This window comes from Mycobacterium palustre (genome assembly GCF_002101785.1).
Taxonomy (GTDB): domain Bacteria; phylum Actinomycetota; class Actinomycetes; order Mycobacteriales; family Mycobacteriaceae; genus Mycobacterium; species Mycobacterium palustre.
In genome coordinates this window covers 1-18914 of the sequence record NZ_LQPJ01000121.1, presented here as the reverse complement: position 1 = coordinate 18914, position 18914 = coordinate 1, and the positions used below count along the sequence as shown (strand labels likewise).

20 protein-coding genes are annotated in these 18914 nt (G+C 66.7%); 18 read left to right on the top strand and 2 right to left on the bottom strand.

The annotated features are described in order from the left end of the window. The first annotated feature begins 126 nt into the window (after positions 1 to 126). Both AWC19_RS19495 and AWC19_RS19490 read left to right on the top strand, forming a co-directional pair. Positions 127 to 348: an HNH endonuclease signature motif containing protein gene (locus tag AWC19_RS19495; RefSeq protein WP_085079643.1), complete on the top strand. Its 222-nt coding sequence runs from the start codon at positions 127 to 129 to the stop codon at positions 346 to 348. 299 nt (positions 349 to 647) lie between these two features. Continuing rightward, the gene (locus AWC19_RS19490) at positions 648 to 1157 is read left to right on the top strand and encodes a phage terminase small subunit P27 family (RefSeq protein WP_085079642.1); all 510 of its coding nucleotides are present in this window, start codon (positions 648 to 650) and stop codon (positions 1155 to 1157) included. Here the strand turns inward: AWC19_RS19490 and AWC19_RS19485 are convergent. Next, positions 1154 to 1696 carry a hypothetical protein gene (locus AWC19_RS19485; protein WP_085079641.1) on the bottom strand — a complete coding sequence of 181 codons (543 nt, stop codon included), beginning with the start codon at positions 1694 to 1696 and terminating at the stop codon, positions 1154 to 1156. The two genes, AWC19_RS19490 and AWC19_RS19485, sit on opposite strands and share 4 nt — an antisense overlap. Beyond that, positions 1693 to 1821: a hypothetical protein gene (locus AWC19_RS31235; RefSeq protein WP_264072351.1), complete on the bottom strand. Its 129-nt coding sequence runs from the start codon at positions 1819 to 1821 to the stop codon at positions 1693 to 1695. The genes AWC19_RS19485 and AWC19_RS31235 overlap by 4 nt, the downstream gene beginning before the upstream one ends. A 44-nt stretch (positions 1822 to 1865) precedes the next feature. On the opposite strand from AWC19_RS31235, the gene AWC19_RS19480 reads away from it, so the two are divergent. The 16 genes from AWC19_RS19480 to AWC19_RS19410 all read left to right on the top strand — a co-directional run. Further along, a complete protein-coding gene (locus tag AWC19_RS19480; protein WP_085079640.1) occupies positions 1866 to 3602 on the top strand; it encodes a terminase large subunit in 1737 nt (578 codons plus the stop codon). A 38-nt stretch (positions 3603 to 3640) separates the two neighbouring features. Then, on the top strand, positions 3641 to 3841 hold the full coding sequence (locus AWC19_RS29325) for a hypothetical protein (RefSeq protein ID WP_211284960.1): 201 nt from the start codon (positions 3641 to 3643) through the stop codon (positions 3839 to 3841). Beyond that, positions 3838 to 5289 (top strand): phage portal protein, encoded by a 1452-nt coding sequence (locus tag AWC19_RS19475; RefSeq protein WP_142281308.1) that lies wholly within the window; start codon positions 3838 to 3840, stop codon positions 5287 to 5289. Before AWC19_RS29325 ends, AWC19_RS19475 begins: the two co-directional genes overlap by 4 nt. Further along, positions 5267 to 6559 (top strand): HK97 family phage prohead protease, encoded by a 1293-nt coding sequence (locus AWC19_RS19470; protein WP_085079639.1) that lies wholly within the window; start codon positions 5267 to 5269, stop codon positions 6557 to 6559. Before AWC19_RS19475 ends, AWC19_RS19470 begins: the two co-directional genes overlap by 23 nt. Continuing rightward, positions 6552 to 8120: a phage major capsid protein gene (locus AWC19_RS19465; RefSeq protein WP_085079638.1), complete on the top strand. Its 1569-nt coding sequence runs from the start codon at positions 6552 to 6554 to the stop codon at positions 8118 to 8120. The genes AWC19_RS19470 and AWC19_RS19465 overlap by 8 nt, the downstream gene beginning before the upstream one ends. A gap of 168 nt (positions 8121 to 8288) precedes the next feature. Then, entirely contained in the window at positions 8289 to 8579 is a 291-nt protein-coding gene (locus AWC19_RS19460) for a hypothetical protein (protein ID WP_085079637.1), read from the top strand. 38 nt (positions 8580 to 8617) lie between these two features. Next, positions 8618 to 9034 carry a hypothetical protein gene (locus AWC19_RS19455; RefSeq protein WP_142281307.1) on the top strand — a complete coding sequence of 139 codons (417 nt, stop codon included), beginning with the start codon at positions 8618 to 8620 and terminating at the stop codon, positions 9032 to 9034. Positions 9035 to 9068: 34 nt separating this feature from the next. Further along, positions 9069 to 9674 carry a hypothetical protein gene (locus AWC19_RS19450; protein WP_142281306.1) on the top strand — a complete coding sequence of 202 codons (606 nt, stop codon included), beginning with the start codon at positions 9069 to 9071 and terminating at the stop codon, positions 9672 to 9674. Beyond that, the gene (locus tag AWC19_RS19445) at positions 9671 to 10024 is read left to right on the top strand and encodes a hypothetical protein (protein WP_085079635.1); all 354 of its coding nucleotides are present in this window, start codon (positions 9671 to 9673) and stop codon (positions 10022 to 10024) included. The genes AWC19_RS19450 and AWC19_RS19445 overlap by 4 nt, the downstream gene beginning before the upstream one ends. Beyond that, positions 10024 to 10455: a hypothetical protein gene (locus tag AWC19_RS19440; protein ID WP_245849159.1), complete on the top strand. Its 432-nt coding sequence runs from the start codon at positions 10024 to 10026 to the stop codon at positions 10453 to 10455. Before AWC19_RS19445 ends, AWC19_RS19440 begins: the two co-directional genes overlap by 1 nt. 33 nt (positions 10456 to 10488) lie before the next feature. Then, the gene (locus tag AWC19_RS19435; protein WP_245849157.1) at positions 10489 to 11016 is read left to right on the top strand and encodes a hypothetical protein; all 528 of its coding nucleotides are present in this window, start codon (positions 10489 to 10491) and stop codon (positions 11014 to 11016) included. A 29-nt stretch (positions 11017 to 11045) separates the two neighbouring features. Then, positions 11046 to 13451 (top strand): SGNH/GDSL hydrolase family protein, encoded by a 2406-nt coding sequence (locus AWC19_RS19430; protein WP_085079634.1) that lies wholly within the window; start codon positions 11046 to 11048, stop codon positions 13449 to 13451. 105 nt (positions 13452 to 13556) lie between these two features. Beyond that, the gene (locus tag AWC19_RS19425) at positions 13557 to 14660 is read left to right on the top strand and encodes a hypothetical protein (protein WP_085079633.1); all 1104 of its coding nucleotides are present in this window, start codon (positions 13557 to 13559) and stop codon (positions 14658 to 14660) included. A gap of 127 nt (positions 14661 to 14787) precedes the next feature. After that, positions 14788 to 15321 carry a hypothetical protein gene (locus tag AWC19_RS19420; RefSeq protein WP_085079632.1) on the top strand — a complete coding sequence of 178 codons (534 nt, stop codon included), beginning with the start codon at positions 14788 to 14790 and terminating at the stop codon, positions 15319 to 15321. After that, on the top strand, positions 15281 to 15670 hold the full coding sequence (locus tag AWC19_RS30750; protein WP_245849151.1) for a hypothetical protein: 390 nt from the start codon (positions 15281 to 15283) through the stop codon (positions 15668 to 15670). The genes AWC19_RS19420 and AWC19_RS30750 overlap by 41 nt, the downstream gene beginning before the upstream one ends. 24 nt (positions 15671 to 15694) lie before the next feature. Further along, positions 15695 to 18914 (top strand): phage tail tape measure protein (locus AWC19_RS19410; protein ID WP_085079631.1); only part of this gene is annotated, 3220 nt, incomplete at its 3' end.

The window sequence follows — 18914 nt, the reverse complement described above, 5'->3', positions numbered from 1 at the left end:
GACCGATCTGTGCCCTACGCAGCACCCCGAGCCTGCTCACGATGCGGCAGCCCCACCCCCAAGGGCCAGCGCTGCCCCTGCCGACCGGCATGGGAAGGCTCAACACACCCTGGCGACGACGCCCGCATGCAGGAGCTCCGGCGCGACAAGCTCACCGCCGACCCTGTTTGCGAATGGACCAGCCCCAACGGCCGCTGCCGACGGCCGGCCGACCAAGTGGACCACATCGTGCCCCTGGCTGAGGGTGGTGCCCGCTATGACTGGGACAACCTGCAGTCCCTGTGCACGCCCCATCACAAGCAGAAGACGACCCAAGACGCCCTGCGCGGTAAGAAGAGAGCGAGGTGACGAAGTGCTTACCACCCCGACCATCCGGACCCTCGCGCCCTTGGCCCTTGGGATGCGCGGCCGCCCGCGTGAAACCGCTCTGACCTGCGGAAACTCGGCGGCAGGGGGGGTGGGTCGCGATCGTGACCACCGCTCCCCGGCTGACCGCGCCCGTGGTCAAAAATTTTTCTGCACAACGTTGTCATTTGGGGGGGTCAGGAGGGTCCCCCTCCGGACCATCCAGGATGGTCGGAGGGCGACCCTCCGGGCCGGGGCGCGCTGATGCCGTACGTCGTCATCGACCAGGCGGTAGCTGTCTGATGCCTGCTCAGCAGCCGCGGACGTTGCTTCTGCTCAACGGCCGCGGTGACGGTAAGGACAGCGCGGGGCGCCCGGTTCCGACGCCGCCGGCGTTCAAGCGGCAGGCGCCGAACCCGCCGACGTGGCTGACCCGGGAAGCGAAAGCTGAGTGGCGGCGCGTGGCGCCTGGGCTTGTGCAGCTGGACCTGGTAAAGGCCCAAGATCGCGCCACGCTCGCGGCCTACTGCGAGGTTTGGTCGCGGCTGGTGGCCGCGAACCGGGAGATCCGCAAGAACGGCCTGGTGGTGCGGAACACCTCGGTGAAGAAGGACGGCACCGAGTCGGTGTGGTTCACGAAGAACCCGGCGGTGGCGATCGTCGAGCAGGCGGAGACGCGGCTGCGGCAGTACGCGAACGACTTCGGGTTGACGCCGGCTGGTGAGCGCAATGTCAGCAGGAGAGACGACGACCGCGACCCGGACGAAGCGAACCCGTTCGCCGGCCCAGCCGCCGATGAAGACTCGGGCTAGTCGCGCTCCCGCTTTTCCAGCCGCTCTAACCGCTCGCGAAGCTCCGCGACTTCTTCGTCGGTGCGGGTGGATTTCTCGCGCACTGCTTCGAGCGCAGTTTCGAGCTGCTTTTGGCGGACGTCCGTGCGCCGGTTGAATTCCATCTGCATCGCGAATGCTGATGCTACGACCTGAAACGCGTTCCGGATCTCAGGATCGACGTTGGATAGGTCGACGTTGACGACCTTGGAATGTCCGCGGACGAGGGCGCGGGAGGATCGCCGCTGCTGTTGCCGGGCGAGCCGAAGGTGTTCCTCCGGCTCCACGATGCGGTAGCCGACGTTCTTAACTGCCTCAACGGCGTGCTTGTCCTCTAGTTCCAGTTCTTTCGCGGCGCGGCGCATTGCGACTTGGATTGTGTGGCGGTCTTTGGAAGGGTCGAGTTGCAAGGCTTCGGCCATAGTGTCGTAGGAAAGCACGTCGCCAATGCTGCGCTCGTTTAACAGCTCGTATAAGGTCCGCCAGCGGGCGACCTCGCCAGCTGGTTCGAACGGGCTCATGCGGCGGATGCTTTCGAGGCACGCTCGACGGTCGCGGTAAAGCGGCCGAATCGCGGACGCCAGTCGCAAAGGCCGATGAGCGAGCCCGCGTTGTCGGCGATGGTGGCCAGATCATCGAACCCCAACACGGAAGGGTCCGATGGTATACGCAACGGCATACAAAGCATAGATGGCACGACTTACATCAGCATCGCCGTGGGCACTAGCTGATCTCGATGCGCTGAAGATCAGCCCCGAAGTCGCCTGGTACCTGGAGAACCGCGGCTACGACATCCCGGACTGCCCGCCGCTGATCAAGACTCCGGAGCCGCGCGATGTGCCCGGTGCGCGGTTCAGCCCGGAGGCTGTCGACCACGTGCTGGCGTCGTTTCGCCAACTGCGGCACACGAAGGGCCGGCTGGCTGGTCAGCGGTTCGAGCCGGATGTCTGGCAGGTCGCCTACATGCTGGCCCCGGTGTTCGGATGGCTTCACCGCTCGCCGGACTCGGGTCGCTGGGTGCGGATCATCAACACCGCCTACTTCGACATGCCCAGGAAGAACGGCAAAAGTACGACCGTAGGCGGCATCGGGATCCACCTGACCGGGGCCGACGGCGAGATGGGCGCCCAGGTTCTGGCCGCGGCGACCACGCGGGACCAAGCCGGTTTCGTTTTTGAGCCGATCCGACAGTTGGTGAACAAGTCACCCGGACTGCGCCGCCATCTGCGGCCGCTCAAGCATCGGATCACCCACCCGGCGACAGGCAGCTATTTCCAGCCGATCGCCAACGCTGGCGACGCCCAGCACGGCGCCGACATCCACGGGGCGATCGTCGACGAGCTGCACCTACACAAGAGGATGGCGCTGATCGAAGCGCTAGAAACCGGCACAGGTTCCCGCGAGCAGCCGCTAATCGTGTTCATCACAACGGCCGACGCCGGCAAGCGGCACACACCGTACGACGAGAAGCGCAGCCGGATCGAGAAGCTCGCCAAGCGCGTCCTGAAGGATCCGAGCACTTACGGCGTGGTGTTCGCCGCCGAGGAAACCGACGACCCGTTCTCCGACGAGACCATCAAGAAGGCGAACCCGGGTGTGGGAATATCGCCGACCTGGCGGTACATGCGGGCCGCCGCGGAGAAGGCAAAGGAGAGCCCTGCTGAGCTGGCCCGCTACAAGCGGCTGCACCTGGGGATCCGCACCAAGCAGGAGACGCGCTACCTCGACGTCGGCGAGTGGGATGTCAACGCCAGCATGGTCGATGTCGAACGCCTCAAGGGCCGCTCGTGCTTCGGCGGCCTGGACCTCGGTTCGACGTCGGACCTCTGCGCGCTGGCGTGGGTGTTCCCAACCGACACCGGCGAGTTCGACGTCCTGATGCGCCACTGGGCGCCCGAAGACTCGATCGAGGATCTGGACAACCGCACGGCCAACGCCGCGTCGGTCTGGGTCAAGCAGGGCTGGCTGACGACCACACCGGGCAACGTCACCGACTACGACTTCATCAAGGCGCAGATCAACCGCGACCGCGAGGAGTTCCTGGTCCAGGAGATCGCCTACGACCGGTGGAATGCCCAGCAGCTCGTCAACGACCTGCTCAACGACGGCGCGCCCATGATCACCATGGGCCAGGGCTTCGCGAGCATGTCGGCGCCAACAAAGGATTTGCAGCGGCTCATCAAGCTCGGCGCAAAGGTCGACGACGACGGGCTGCCGGTACGGCCGGTGATCCGCCACGGCGGCAACCCGCTGCTGCGGTGGGAGGTCGACAACTTCGCGGTCGCGATGGATCCGGCCGGGAACGTCAAGCCGGACAAGACCAACGCCGGCGACAAGATCGACGGCGTGGTGGCGCTGATCATGGCGCTCGCCCGCGCGATCGCGAATCAACCGGAACAGGTCGAGGTCTGGGGCTTCATGAGCTAGCCGCCCCGCGCTGTTCCATGACAACCTTCAGGAGACTCGTGACAGCACTGCATGCGCTAGTCGCGGCCGCGGTGGCCGGCGCACTGATCATCACCGGTATCGGGCTGCTCGTCGGCCTGGCGTGGGCGCTGATCAGTGCGGGTGTGTGGATCACCGCGCTCGTCGTGCTGCTGTACGACCCCGCAGCTAGCGGCCCGCGTAAAGGCGCGCGGCGTGACGGTTTCCAGGTGGGTCCGTGAACCTGCTGGAGCGCATGCTTGGTCGCGGACGCCGGGACATCTCGACGATCGACGACTACATCAGCCTCTGGAACCAGTTCACTTACAACGGTGTTGGCTACGGGCTCGGTTATGCGGGCACCAACGGCATCATCCAGACGCTCGGCGGCCAAGAAACAGAGCTGGCGCCCAACAACTTCGTGGGGCTGGGAGCGGCGGCCTACCAGGCGAACGGCGTGGTGTTTGCGTGCATGCTGGTGCGCCAGCTCGTATTCTCGACGATCCGGTTCCAGTGGCAGCAGATCCGCCAGGGAAAGCCGTCGGAGCTGTTCGGAACCCCGGATCTCGCGATCCTGGAAACCCCGTGGACGGGCGGTACCACGCAGGATCTGTTGTCGCGCACCATTAATGACGCCGACCTGGCCGGAAACTCCTACTGGTACAAAGACACGCCGCTGGCCCGGCTCGGCACGAATGATCCGAACACCGAGCTGGTGCGGATGCGCCCGGACTGGGTTGACATCGTGGTCGAGCCGCGCATGGTCCGCGGGGGCGGCAACGAGGTGGGCGGCGGCCAACTGGGTTGGCGCAAACTGGGTTACGTCTACACCGAGCGTGGCACCGGCGACGGCGAGCCGGTCGGATTCCTGGCCGACGAGGTCGCGCACTTCCACCCGATTGTCGACCCGTTCGCGAACTTCCGTGGCATGTCCTGGCTGACGCCGATCCTGCGGGAGATTCAGGCCGACCAGGCGATGACGCGGCACCAGCGCAAGTTCTTCGACAACGGCGCAAGCCCGAACATGGTCATCAAGCACGTGGCTGGCGCGACCGAAGAAAAGGTCAAACACTGGCTGGAGGAATTCAAAGAAGAGTACACCGGCGTCGAAAATGCCTACAAGGCACTGAATCTCTACCCCGGTGCCGACGTAACCGTGGTCGGGTCTAACCTACGTCAGATTGATTTCAAGCAAGTCCGCGGCGGTGGCGAGACACGCATCGCCGCAGCGGCCGGTGTTCCGCCCGTAATCGTAGGTCTCTCAGAAGGTTTGGCCGCAGCGACCTACAGTAACTATGGTCAGGCCCGCCGCCGGTTCGCCGACGGCACCGCACATCCATTGTGGCAGAACATGTCTGGGTCGATGGCACAGATAGTCAAACCCCCGCGGCCGGACGTGCGCCTCTGGTACGACACCACCGACGTGCCGTTCCTGCGGGAGGATGAGAGCGACGCCGCCGAGATCCAGAGCACCAGGGCGGCCACCATCAACACGCTGATCACGGCGGGCTACATACCCGACTCGGTCGTGGCCGCTGTCGAGGCCAATGACTTCGGATTGCTTAAGCATTCCGGCATGTACAGCGTTCAGCTGCAACAACCAACCGGTCAAGCCCCCGATCTGAAACCGGTCTTGGTGACCGATTCCCAACAGGGAGGTTCCACTAATGGCGCTACGCCAACTCAATAGGCGCGAGGAGCGCCGCGAGACGCGGCCGCCGGCGCAAAGCGTGCGCGAAGCGCCCTTTCGTCTTGTCCGCGACGCCGCCGACAGCGGTGAGCCCAACGATGGGCTGACACTTGATGGCTATGGCGCCGTCTTCAACCGGATAACCGTCATCGACAGCTGGGAGGGCCGGTTCCGGGAGCAGATCGCGCCGGGTTCGATGAAGAAGTCGTTCCGCGAGTCGCCGCCGAAGGTGCAGTTCGATCACGGTCGGCACCCACTGATCGGGTCAATCCCGATCGCGTCGCTGCGGTCGATCGCCGAAGAAACCGATCCGGTGCTCGCGCCGGAAGGCGGCGCGCACATCGTGGCCCGGATTTTTGACAACTGGCTGATGCTGCCGGTCCGTGACGCTATCGCCGCAGATCCTCCCGCGATCAACGGGATGTCATTCCGCTTCGAGGTGGTCCGCGAGGCGTGGGAGACCGCCGATGGCAAGCCGATTCGTGATGACATGCAGCTGATGCAGATCCTTGACGAGGCCTGGTTTGGCGAGTGGCCCGAGGAGCAGCTGCCCCTCCGGACGCTCAAGGAGCTGCGAGTTCCCGAGATGGGCCCTGTCGTGTGGCCGGCTTACCCAGACACATCGGTCGGTGTGCGGTCGAAGGTCATCGACCTCGGCCGACTGAAGGACCCCAGCCAGCGGGAATTGTTGGCCCGCGCGGTGTTCATGGCCGATCGCGCCGAAGCCGAAGCCGGCGCCCGCGCTGCTGAGCCGGCCGAAGACGCCGATGATGACCCTTCGGTGTTGATCGGCGGCCTGGACGCGACGCTGGATCAGGCGAGCGCGCTGATCGCCGGAGTGGACCTGACGACACTTCCCGAGCCTGTGGCGCAGGCCTGCGCGCTGATCGTGGCCGCCGAAACTCAGGTCGACAACCTGATGGACCTGATGGGCGTCTACGACCCAGACGATGACGACGACAGCGCCGGAGACTCCGCAGATGGCGACTCCGGCCGCTCCAAAGACGTGGACAGAAAGCAACTCGCCGACCGGCTCGTGGCCGGTGCGGCGCCTCAGCGCCCGTCCCAGATCGACGCGCCGCGAGCCACCGGCCGCAGGCCAGCCGGCGAGCACCCGTCGAAACTTGACGCGCCGCGATCCACAGCCGCCCCGGCTGCCGGTGAGCACCCGTCGAAATCGCGCGAGAGGTACCGCCAGATGGTCCTCGCAGAAGTGCGCGGAATCCTCCACCAGGCACATGACTACACCGAAAGGAAATCCAATGCCTGACACCGAAACCCGCGACGGGGAAGAGCAGCGCCGCGACGGCGATCTGACGATGACGTACTCCCAGGCCGTCGCGCGCATCCAGGACATCGAAGCCCGGATGTCGGAACTGGCCGAGCTCCGGTCGCTGACCCCCGAGCAGGACGCCGAGTTCGCCGAGCTGCGTGACGAGGTGGTGGCGCTCAACGAGCACCGCAAGCGCCTCGAGCGTGCCGACGATCTCGCGAAGGTCAAGTCCGTCAAGGGCCAGGTCGACGCTGCCGTGCGCCACTACCAGGGCAGCGTCCTGCGCACCGAGCGCGGCAGCGCCGGCTCCTCGCAGGCGGCAAGCGGCGACTACGACCGCGACGCCATCCTCGAGCCCGACAGCATCGAGGACCGGCGGTTCCGCAACCCCTGGAATCTCTCGGAGATGCGTACCTGGGGCCGCGAACCCGGTGCGGTCGCCGACGAGTACCGGGCCCGCGCCCTGGCCGCGATCGAGAAGATGCCGTGCGCCAGCGACAAGGTCCGCTCCGCGGCGACCGACATCATCGAGAACTTCGACTCGAAGGACTCGAAGCTGGCGCGGCACGCCCTGGCCACCTCGAGCCCGGCGTACCTGCGGGCGTGGTCGAAGATGGCCACCAACAAGGCGCACACCTTGTCGCAGGAGGAGCAGCGCGCCCTGGCCGCGGTAGAGGAGTACCGCGCCATGTCGCTGACCGACAACGCCGGCGGCTACCTGGTGCCCTTCCAGCTCGACCCGACGGTGATCGTCACCAGCTCGGGCGTGCTGAGCGAGATCCGTTCGGCCGCACGCGTGGTCGTCGCGACCGGCGATGTGTGGCACGGGGTGTCGTCGCAGAACGTCACCTGGTCGTTCGACCCCGAGGGCAGCGAGGTCTCTGACGACTCGCCGAGCTTCGCGCAGCCGTCGATCCCGAACTACATGGCCCGCGGGTTCATTCCGATCTCCATCGAGGCCATGGCCGACGAGCAGAACGTGGCACAGAACGTCGCCATGCTACTGGCCGGCGGCAAGCAAGATCTCGAAGGCACGAAGCTGATCCTCGGTTCGGGCAGCGCTGAGCCAACCGGTCTGATCACCGCCCTGGCGGCGGCCGGCGGGTCGGTCGTGGTGAACTCGGCCACCACCGACACGTTCGCCCTGGCCGACGTGTACGCCCTGCACGGCGCTCTGCCGGCTCGCTACCGCGCCAACGCCTCGTGGATCGCGAACAACCTGATCTACCACAAGATCCGGCAGTTCGACACCGCCGGCGGCGCGGCCCTGTGGGCGCACCTGGGCGAGGGTCGGCCACGCGCCCTGTTGGAGCGCGACGTTCTCGAGGCCGAGGCGATGGACGGGACCATCACGGCGTCGGCAGAGAACTACGCGCTGGCGATCGGTGACTTCCAGAACTTTGTGATCACCGACCGTCTCGGGATGGCCATCGAGTTCATTCCGCACCTCGTGGGCTCCAGTCGCCGGCCGACGGGTCAGCGTGGGTGGTTCGCCTACTACAGGGTTGGTTCGGATGTGGTCAACCCCAATGCCTTTAGGCTTTTGAACATCACATAGTCCGAACCTACTCTGTAACAACACATCTCGCCGCTGATCACGGCGAGTAGGGTGGCCCTGGTTTCCAGAGGCCAGGGCCACCCGCTTCTCTGGAAACGCAAGTCAGGCGGCCGAAACCATCGCTCGCCCAACGAAACCCCCAGACATTCTTGAGGAGATGGTCGTCTAATGGCCGAGATATACCGCGCGAAAGAGCCGTTCACATTCACGGGCCACAGTGGGCTGCCCCGAACCTTCACGCCGCACGGCGACAATTCCCTGATCGCCGACGACGACCCCGATTTCAAGGGCCGCGAGCACCTGTTCGAGCCGGCCGTGGCCGCCGCGAACCGTGCCGCGGAGACCGCGAGCGCCGCGCCCGGCGAGCGCCGCGCCCGGCCCCGGCTGCGCTCCGACGCCAGCGAGAAGCCGGCGCGCACCGAGCATCCTGCACAGCCCGAATCGCCTGCCAGCGAATAGGTTCCGCACAACCAGCTGCCCACGAGGAGGGCCACGACATGCAGACTCTTTACGACAATGCCCTAGTCCAGCAGGCTCTGGCCGTTGCGACGGTGCAGACCGGGACCACCAAGGGAACCGCAGTGGACACCGCAGCGTTCAACAACCGGTTCCGCGACGTGTTGTTCGCGATCGCCGCGGGCGCTCTGACGGACGGCAGCTACGCGTTCACGGTGCAGGAGTCGGACACGACAACCGACGGCGATTTCGCTGCGGTGGATTCGAGCCGGGTTCTCGGTTCGGTGCCGACGTTCGACTCGGCCAGCGACGACAACGCGTTGAGATCGTTCGGCGTGCTGCCGACGAAGCGCTACGTGCGGCTGGTCTGCACCGCGACCGGGGCCACCAGCGGCGGCGTGCTGGTGGCGACGGCGGTGCTGGGTAACGGCAGCCTGCACCCCGTGGCGCGTTCCTGATGGCCAACGGCGCGTAGTCAGGTAGAGGCTTCGGGTGTCGCAACCCACTTTCGACCCGGGCCAGCCCACCGAGGAGCTGACTCCGGCAGATGTCGAGCAGTACACCGGCGGCCGCCTGCTGGCGGACGACGACGAGACGGCCAGGCTGTTGCGCGGTGCCCTCGCGGCAGTGCGGCGCTATTGCGGGTGGCGCGTCACGCCGGTTGGTGTAGACACCGTCACCCTGGACGGGCCTGGCCGGCGGCTTCTGTCGCTGCCGACCCTGCAACTCGTTGAGCTGCAGTCGGTCACCGAGGACGGCGTCGAGCTCGACGTGTCCACGCTGGAATGGTCGAAAGCCGGGCTGGTGCGCAAGAAGTCGGGCGCCCGTTGGTCGCACCACTACGGGTCGATCGAGGTGCGCATGGAGCACGGCTACGCCGACGCGTGGGACTGGCAGTCGGCGGTGCTCGAGCTGATCGACCGCGAGGCCGCGGCTGTCGGCGCGGTGGCCGGCAATAGCGGGCCCATGATCGAGAAGAAGGTAGACGACGTCGTTTACCGGTGGATGAACACGATCGGCGACCCCGCCAACCAGGCGGCGTTCGACATGCTCAACCACGAAATCATCGACCCGTACCGGATCGAGCAAGTCCGGTGAGTTTCGGCAACCAAGCGGTGACGTTCGTGACGATCAACGAATCGTCCACCGACGTCAACGCGTTGGGTATCGGAAGGAAGAGCACCCCGAATGTGGTGGTGCGCGGCTGCCGGCACCGGCCGCTGAAGTCCGAAGAGACGCCCGAGTATCTCGAAGTGGACACCGGGACGCAGATTTGGAAGACCACCGCGCCACCGGCGGCGGCTGCCGCGGCTGCGGCGTCAACCGGCCGGATCATCGTCGACGGCCAGCCCTACGACATCATCGGCGGCGCAATGCCTTTCACCGACGCCAACGGACGCCTGTTCAAGGTGACCATCTTGTCGACCTCGCTAGATCCACGGGTCTGATGTCGAAGTACGGGTTCGAGGAAGCCGCCGGCGTCTCTGACGCCGAGATCGAAGCGGCGATCGCCAGCGACGCCAAGATCGACGCGGAGCTGAACAAGTTCATGGCCGACGAGGTAGTGCCGTATTGGCGAAGCCAGACCCCGATCCTCAAGAGTGAGCCGGGCGATGGGAAGCGTCGGGCCGGCGCGGCCCGCGCCTCGGTCCAGGTGACAAAGCGGGCCCGCGGCGGCAAAGGCCAAGTGGGCATGAAGATTTGGTACGCCGGGATGCTCGAGCACGGAACGGGCGGCTCCACGCCGACGCCGCAGTTCGCTCCCGGTGCCAAAACGGCCGCGCATTTCGGGGGCACCCTCGACGAAGCCGCCCACGGCGGCAACGGCGCGGGCGGTAAAGACAGGCGGCGCCGACGTCGCAAACGCGGCCGTAGGTGAAACACCCTTCGAGAAACAGGAGACAACACGACGATGAACCACACCCGGCGGCTTATCACAGCACTCGCCGCAGCGCTCGCGTTACTGCTCGCACCCACAGTGGTTGCCCCCGCGAATCACATTCCGGCCGCGCATGCCACCGCCGGGGCCTGGACGCTGACCAACGCCGCGCGCACCAACCTGCTCAACGGCACCTACGGCAACCTCACCGCCAGTAACGGCGCCACGATCAAGCTGCTCACAAGCTCGTCGAACATCGGAGCCTCGTCCACCACCTGCGCTGGCGTGACCGGTGAAGTCGCCAACGGCAACGGCTACACCACCGGCGGAGTCACCGGCACGCTGGTGGCCTCAGGCACCACGACGGTGACGCTGTCACTGAGCGCGAACGTGACTTTCCAGGCCTCGGGCGGCTCGATCGTGTTCCGCTACTACCTGATCTGCTACAACAGCCAGGTCCTGGCGTACGCGCTGGGTGATAACACCCCAGCCGACATCACGATCACCAACGGCAACACCGAGACGCTGAGCAACAGCCAGCCCGTGTGGACTGTGGCGTAACCGCCTAACCCCCGAGGGAGACGGTTTCGATGACCGTCGCGTATAGCTCGCAGGGGGCCGTCAACTCTGTCGGCCCGGGTGCGAGCCTGACGATCACCAACGCCGCCAACCCCGGTGACACCGTGGTCGTGTGGGTGCAGACCACCGACGCCTCACCCACCGCCGTCTACGACCCGACCGGCGCCAACCTGCCGATGACCCGGGTGGGCACGCCGCTGCTGTGGCTGACGTTCGGCTTCAACTTCTACCTCGTGCCGTTCGTGCTCCAAGACGCGCCCGGTGGCCCGGTCAACATCGTCATCACGCCGTCCGCGAGCGCCTACATCAAGGCCAAGGCCTTCAACTACTCCGGGGTCGCCAGGGTCGGCACTGTGCTGACCACCGCCACCTCCACGACTGCGGGGTCCTTCACCGCGATGAGCCTGACGGTACCGGCCGCCGCCGGGGCGCTGGTATCGCAATGCTTCGCAGTGTTCGCCACCCCCACCTTGTCGGCCTACAACCAAACGCAGCGCTGGCTCGATGACGGCGGCGGGGCCTGGAACGACAAGATGCTCGTCGGTGACGCCCCCGGGGATACCTCGGTGCTGTTCACCGCAGCCAACTCATCGTCGTACTGGGGAGCTGCCGGCATCGTTCTCTACGGCGCCGATCCTCCACCGACGGCCACGATCGCCATCACCGGCGGCACACCGTCCCTCGACCAGCAGGTCTCCCCGCCGGGCGCCACGACCCACATCACCGGCGGCACCCCTACGGTGACGCAAGCCGACCCGAACGCCCCTGCCAGCGCGCAGATCGTGATCACCGGCGCTACACCCGAGGTGAGCCAAAAAGGGCCACCCGATTCGGCCACGATCACCATCACCGGCGGCACGCCGGAGGTATCGCAGCTCTCGCCCGTCTCGGTACCGCCCACCGCGACGCTCATCGTCGGAGGCTCCATACCGAGCCGGGCGCAGTCCTACGGCCCACTGGCCCGCGTCATCAACAACCTGACACTCGGGCAGTCGTCGACCATCCAGGTCATCGGCGATTCCACCGCCCTGGGCTACCAGGACGCGTACCAGTCAAGCCTGTTCGGCTGGCCCGGACGCATGGCGTTGGCGCTGGGCATTTACTACGACGTCAACGTCGTGGTGTCGCCGTTCGACCAGTTCGGGCTGGGCTATGACCCCGCGGTCACGGTGCACACCAGCAGCCGCGGGGCGCAGGCCCCTACGCTGACGGTGATGTTGGGCGCGGCCAACGGTGCTCGGCTGGTCAACTACCGAGGCAACACCACCCTGTTGCCTCCGTCGAATCCCGACGTGGTGATCATCAACGACGGCTTCAATGAACAGGACACCGCCTCGATCACGTCGGGTTATCTGAGCACGATCGCCTTCGTGCAGACCCAGTGCCCCGGATCGCCGATAATCGTCACCACGGAAAACGCCACGACCGCTACCAGCGAGGGCGGCAGCCTACCGGCGTTCTCCACATTGTTCGCCGCCATGGTCGACACCTTCATCCCCGGAGCTACGTTGCCGCTGTCGCCGCCGCTGCAGTATTCGACGGCGGTGGCCGGGGTCTGGGTTCTTGACACCAAGCAAGCCGGCCAGACCGCGGCGACGCTCAGCGCCGATGGGCTGCACCCGGTGGCGGCCGGCTACGCCGAGCAGGCTCAGTTCATGCTCAAGTGGCTCGTGCTGTCCATTCCGCAGATCGCCGCGGACGCAGGGCTGAGCGAACCGGGCGACGCGCCCACCCAGATCACCGGCGGCACACTCGAATTGGCCCAGGAACCGGCCGGTAGCGACTCGCCGCCAAGCGCCGACGTCGTGATCGCCGGCGGCACACCGTCGCTGGATCAGAAACTCAGCCCACCCAGCGCCCCCATCGGCATCACCGGGGGCACGCCGGCCGAGTCGCAAAGGTCCAACACAGACAGCCCGGGCAGCGCGGCCCTCATAGTCAGAGGCGGCACGCCCGTCGTCGGCGCGGGGAGCACAACCCTCGGACTGCACGAGCAGCAGCCCGTCAGCTCAGAACAGTTCTTCGTCGCCTGGCTGAGACCGTTGGGCCGCACCACGATCCGCGTCAACGACGACACCCCGCTTCCGGTGCGCCGCGTACAACAGATCTGGGGCGTGGACGATCTCAACCTCTTCTGGACAACGGCCCGCGTGAAGGTGCACACCATGTGCAACTACTCGGCAGACGGCGACAACTGGGAGATCGACGCCGAGGCGGAGGCGCAGCGCACCCACGACCGGATCCTCTACCTCGCGAGCCACGACGTGAGCATCCAGCTCCCCGACGGCCGCATCGCAAGCCCGAGCTATCTGGAGGTCATCCAGGTCCCGCTCTGGATCGACTACGAAAACGACCAGATCCTCGACAAAGAGGCCGAATACGAGATCGGTCTCGACTTCACCAGCGCGGCACCCTAAGCCGCATCCCTGAGCAGCCCGCGCCCGCCCGGCGATTGCCCGGCGGGTTTTGTTTGCGCCGGAATTGCGTTCCGGTCCACCACGATTCCGAAAGGAAAGCCACTCATGGTCAATCGACCCTCCACGGGAACGACCTGGGACGCCGGCGGCTACGGAGACGTTGACAACCGGTTCCTGGAAGGCCGCTCCAAGCTTGTCGCGGTCGGGATCCGCGACGCGCGCGGCGCCGCCACTGACCTGTCGCCACACAACCCTGACGGCAGCGTGCGCTGGTCCCCGTTCGCCCAGGACAACCAGATACGCGGCGACCTGTGGGCCAAGAAGCGCATCAACGGCGTCTGGCAGAACAACCCCGACGACAACGAGGGTTTCGAGTTCGTCGGTGCATTCAAGGACGGCAGCGGCCCGTCGAGCAAGCCGAAGATCGACAACGATGACTTCAACATCATCCAGTCGATGTACCCGTTCGACTCGACGATCGTGTCGCAGACGCTGCCGTTCACGTTCACCCCGGTGGAGACGGCCAAGCCGCTGGTGCGCCGGCTGGAAAACAACCTGCCGCTCAACGCCGAGGATGGCACGAACCTCGTCGAGCTGCCGGGCGCGTTGGGCGCCGGGTGGGGCTCGCCGGTCGATTCGGAAAACATCGACCGCCAGGTGCTTCTCATCCGGGCCCGCAGCGTCGCCGGCAAGAAGCTCTACACCGTCGACGGCTACAACCTGGTGCGCCTCAACGACGTCGGCGAGGCCAAGCTGGGCGACAAGAAGAACTCGGCCGCACGTGACCTGACGTTCCAGCCGTTGCCCGACGGGCTGTTCATGGCGATGATCGACGGGGCCTACCGGCCGATCATGAAGTGGACCTGGTCGGGCGGCGACGGGTGGACGTCGCTGGGTGGCGCGCCGATCCTCGACAGCTCGGCCCCGGTGGCGACGGCCACGACGGCCGGCAAGGCCACGCTGGCGTTCCCCGACCCGACGGGCGGCGACGCACCGTTCGTCATCACCGCGGAGTTCTCGGTCGACGCCGGAGTCACCTGGTCCGCCGCGACGCTCGACGGCCCCGGTGCGGTCACCTCCTCGGCTGGCACCACCACGGTGAAGATCAAGTCGCTGGCCGCGGGCAGCACGCTGCTGCGCGCCGTGGTCACCGGCGACAACGGCGCGGTGTCGCGGACCGCGGCGTCGAACGCCATCACCGTCAGCTGAAAGACCCCCGCCGGGTAGGTGTTTGGGCGCCGTCGCGCCCTGGGCTGGCGCCTACCCGGCGGGCCACCAAACCCCCTAGAGCCCAACCCTTTCAGCCCATCAACAGCCCGAGAGGAACTTTCAGCCCATGCCCGACAAACAGCCGGTCGAGATCACCGACGAGGTCAAGCACGCCCACGTCGTCAACGCCGCCGACGCCCGAGCCCAGGCCAGCGAAGGCCAATACAGCTTCCTGCGTAGCGAGTTCCGCCGCGCCAAGCCCACGGCCGAACATCCCGAGGGCGAGGTTTTCGAGATCCCGCACAAGGACCTGCTGGACAACGATCAGCAGGAACGGTGGGAAGACCTGCAGGATGACCTCCTGCACAAATACCAGCGAGAGCCAGACGTCTACACGCCCGATGGCAAGACGCTGATCGCCAAGGGCGCGCTGGTGGTACCACACAGGGACAAAGACGGAAATCGCTTGCCGCCGTGGCCGTATCGGCTGGCCATCGTGCTGTGGGGCGAGGACGGCGCCAAACGCGCCAAAGAGGGCGGAATTCTGCTCAGCGAGATCGAGGTCATCTGGGCCAAACAGGACCAGGAGATGAAGGAGCGCTTGGCCAGCGACCCCAAAAGTGCTGGCAGCGGTTCTGGCGTGGCGACAGCATCCCACTGAGATCGAATGCGATCTGGCCGATCGCGGCCACGACATCTTCGACTGGCACGCCGGGCGGATGTCGAGCCGCCGCCTACTGGTCCTGCTCAAAGAGGCGCCCGAGCGCGGACCCTACAAGACAGCGCTGCGTGGCGGCCGGTGGCCGGAGCTCGAAACGATGATCGCCGAGCTGCACAAGGAGTTCGCAGCGTTCCGCGCCAGCCATTACGTCGGCACCGAACACGAGTACACCCCGAAGATGTTCGTCGACCCCTCGGAGCGCGCGCAGATTCTGCGCGACGAGGCCGAGGCCGAGGCGTTCATCGAGGAAGCCCAAGAAGACATGTTCGACCAGCTCGGTTGGTCGTGAGCGACAAACGAAAGGTGGTGAGCCGTGCCGATTTTGCTTGACATCGCGGCTCGCCCCGACGAGGCGTCGTTCAAACGGGCCGCCGAAGGATTCGTCCGGCAGGCCGGTGTCGCGGGCCGGGAGGCCTCGTCTGCCTTCAACAAGAGCTTCGCGGCCGGGTCCAAGGACGTGCAGGCCGCTGTCTCGGAGTACCAGCGGGCCTACGACAAGATCGCCGACGCGAGCGGCAAGGCCAACGCCGCGGAGACCGAACGCCAGCGGCTGCGCGAGCGCGCCAAAGCCCAGGCCCGCGACGTCGAGGCCGCCGAGAAGCGGGTCGCTGACGCGATCGAGAAGGGCGGCAAGGAAAGTGCGGCCGCGCTCAACGCACAGCGGGAGCTGCTGCGGGTCAAAGACCAGCTGGCCGCGACGAACACCAAACTAGTTCGCACCGCCGAAACGGTCGCCAAAAATGAGCGTGACCAGGCCCGCTACACCCGGGAGGCCGTGACCGCCTACCGCGAGCTCGAGGAAGCCAAACGCCGTGCCGCCCAGTCTGGTTCGGGTTTCGCCCAGTCGTTCGGCCGCGGAACCTCCGAGCTGACGCGAGGGCTGACCAGCAACATGGGCGGTATCGTCGGCCAGTTCAGCAGCCTCGGCGGCGGCGCGGGCAAGGCATTCGTGGCCGGGGCGGTCGCCGCGATCGTGGGCGGCGAGCTGGTCAAGGCCGCCACCACGGTGGCTCAGACCGCGGTCGCCGCGATGAAGTCGGTGTTCGAGTCCGGCCTGGACTTCGAGCGCACCTTCAACAAGCTGCAGGGCGTCACCCGCGCCCGCCCCGGCGAGATGACCCAACTGCGGGCCCAGGCGGCAGCCCTCGGCAACGACCTGACGTTGCCCGGGGTGTCGGCCAAGGATGCGCTCGACGCGATGCTCGAGCTGTCCAAGGGCGGCCTCGGACTCGAAGACGTGCAGAAGTCGGTGCGCGGCACGCTGCTGCTGTCCACGGCGGCCGGCATCACCCCGGCGGAGGCGGCCCAGTCTCAGGCGTCGGTACTGCAGGCGTTCAACCTCGACCCGTCGGCGGCCGGGCACGTGGCCGACCTGTTGACCGCCGTGCAGCAGGCCGCACCCGGCGAAATTCCCGACTTCGCTTTGGGTTTGCAGCAGGCCGCCACCGTGGCGCACGGCTTCAAAATGTCGGTCGAGGACACCCTGGCGACCCTCGGGGTGTTCCACAAGGCCGGCATCGTCGGCTCCGACGCGGGCACGTCGTTGAAGACGCTGCTCACCCATATCGCCAATCCCAGCGGCGAATCCCAGGCGGCCATCGGGGAGCTCGGGCTGAACCTCACCGACAAGAACGGCAACTTCATCGGGATGCGGGCACTGTTCCAGCAGCTGCACGACGCCGCCGCGCGGATGCGGCCTGATCAGTTCCAGCAGAACGTCGCCCAGCTCTTCGGAACCGACGCGATCCGCGGCGCCATGATCGGCAGCGACACCGGCCCGCAGATGTTCGATCAGGTGATGGCCGAATTCACCCACGGCGGCCAGGCACAGGAGATGGGCGCGGCCATGATGAAGGGCTGGCCGGGCCTGGTCGAGAAAATCCACAACGGCATCGACTCCATCAAAGGCTCGCTGTTCGACCTGTTCAACACCGAGGGCGCGCAGAAGTTCGGCGACGAGATCGTCAACGAAATCAGCAAGATCGGCAAATGGGTCGACACCCACAAGGCCGAAATCGCCAGCTTCTTCGGCAACATGGCGTCGGCCGCGGTCCGCGCCCTCGACGGGATCGCCGCCTTCACCTCCGGTGGCATCCGCTTGCTGGCCATGTTCGAGCAAGTCGCCGGGCGGGCGGCCGGCACCTGGATTCACGTGCTGTCCAACGCGACCGGGTTCGTCGGCGGCATCCTCAAGCACATCCCCGGCATGGGCGGCCTGGGCAAGGACCTCGAGGACGTCGCCCGGGCGGGCAACAAACTTGGAGACACCTCATTCCACATGGGCGACACCCTCAACCATGTCGCCGAAGGTATCGACAGGCTCCGCAGCCCGCTCGGCAGCCTGGCCAACAACATCGACAAGTACACCCAAAGCGCCGCGGACGCCTTCACCGTCACCGACAAGCTGGGCGACTCGGCGTCGAAGCTGCAAGTCGTCGGCAGCGACCTCGTCATCGCGATCAAGGACAACACCCCCGAGGTCGAAGCCGGGCTCCAGGGTCTGCACGCCCACCTGGAGAAGATGGCTAACGACCCAACGCATCTGCGGGTCGTGCCCGACACGCAGGAGGCGGCGAACAACCTCACCGCGTTCCGCAACCAGCAGTCGGAGACGCCGATCGCCTTGCCGATCCAGGTGAACGTCAACGCGGCGACCGCGTCGATGGAAGCCTTCTACAACCAGTTCTTCCGCAACCCGCCGCCCATCCAGGTCCAGGCTGCGCCGCCGCCAGGCAGCAACGCCCTGGCGCCGCAATTCTTTGTGCCGCCGCCCCCACCGGCGCCACCGCCGCCACCCCGGGCGACCGGCGGCATCTTCAGCGGCCTAAGGTCGTTCGCCTACGGCAAGCTGCCGGGCCACGCCATGGTGCAGCCTCCGTCGGGCAAGGGCGGCCTGGTGCAGTGGGCCGAGGACTCCACTGGCGGCGAGGCGTTCATCCCGCTGCGCGGTGGCCAGCGCTCGATCGACATCTGGGCCCAAACCGGGCGCCTCCTGGGGGTTTTCGCAGGCGGCGGATTCAACAACGCCGACGGCGGAGGCGGCCTGGCACGCCTCTATCAGACCGCGGCGGCACTCGCCGGCGGCCCCTACGTGTGGGGAGCCACCGACTGCTCCGGCGCGGTCTCCGAGCTCGTGAACGCCGCCCTGGGCACCAGCGGCCGCATGGACACCAGCTCGGCGCGCCAGTGGCTCGCCGAGCGCGGCTTCATCATGGGCCAAGGCCCTCCGGGGACGTTCCGGGTCGGCTGGCACAACGGCGGCCCGGGCGGCGGCCACATGGCCGCAACCCTCCCGGACGGCACGCATTTCGAGTCGGGCGGCTCGCACGGCAACATCATGCTCGGCGGCGGCGCGGCCGGCGCGGAGGATCCGCAGTTCGACCAGCACGCCTATCTGCCGATGCAGGCCCTCTATCCGGATGGCCGCGGCGGCGGCGGGGGCGGTGCCGGGTTCAGCATGGCCGGGTTCGGATCTGGCGGCGGCGGAGGCGCTGGCGGTGGGGGCGGTTTCGGCGGCGCGGGCGGCTTCGGCG

Coding starts and splice junctions, on each gene's coding strand:
- AWC19_RS19460 (WP_085079637.1), top strand. CDS start 8,289: ATGGCCGAGATATACCGCGCGAAAGAGCCGTTCACATTCACGGGCCAC.
- AWC19_RS19465 (WP_085079638.1), top strand. CDS start 6,552: ATGCCTGACACCGAAACCCGCGACGGGGAAGAGCAGCGCCGCGACGGC.
- AWC19_RS19430 (WP_085079634.1), top strand. CDS start 11,046: ATGACCGTCGCGTATAGCTCGCAGGGGGCCGTCAACTCTGTCGGCCCG.
- AWC19_RS19470 (WP_085079639.1), top strand. CDS start 5,267: ATGGCGCTACGCCAACTCAATAGGCGCGAGGAGCGCCGCGAGACGCGG.
- AWC19_RS19490 (WP_085079642.1), top strand. CDS start 648: ATGCCTGCTCAGCAGCCGCGGACGTTGCTTCTGCTCAACGGCCGCGGT.
- AWC19_RS19485 (WP_085079641.1), bottom strand. CDS start 1,696: ATGAGCCCGTTCGAACCAGCTGGCGAGGTCGCCCGCTGGCGGACCTTA.
- AWC19_RS19480 (WP_085079640.1), top strand. CDS start 1,866: ATGGCACGACTTACATCAGCATCGCCGTGGGCACTAGCTGATCTCGAT.
- AWC19_RS19435 (WP_245849157.1), top strand. CDS start 10,489: ATGAACCACACCCGGCGGCTTATCACAGCACTCGCCGCAGCGCTCGCG.
- AWC19_RS19495 (WP_085079643.1), top strand. CDS start 127: ATGCAGGAGCTCCGGCGCGACAAGCTCACCGCCGACCCTGTTTGCGAA.
- AWC19_RS19425 (WP_085079633.1), top strand. CDS start 13,557: ATGGTCAATCGACCCTCCACGGGAACGACCTGGGACGCCGGCGGCTAC.
- AWC19_RS19420 (WP_085079632.1), top strand. CDS start 14,788: ATGCCCGACAAACAGCCGGTCGAGATCACCGACGAGGTCAAGCACGCC.
- AWC19_RS19455 (WP_142281307.1), top strand. CDS start 8,618: ATGCAGACTCTTTACGACAATGCCCTAGTCCAGCAGGCTCTGGCCGTT.
- AWC19_RS19440 (WP_245849159.1), top strand. CDS start 10,024: ATGTCGAAGTACGGGTTCGAGGAAGCCGCCGGCGTCTCTGACGCCGAG.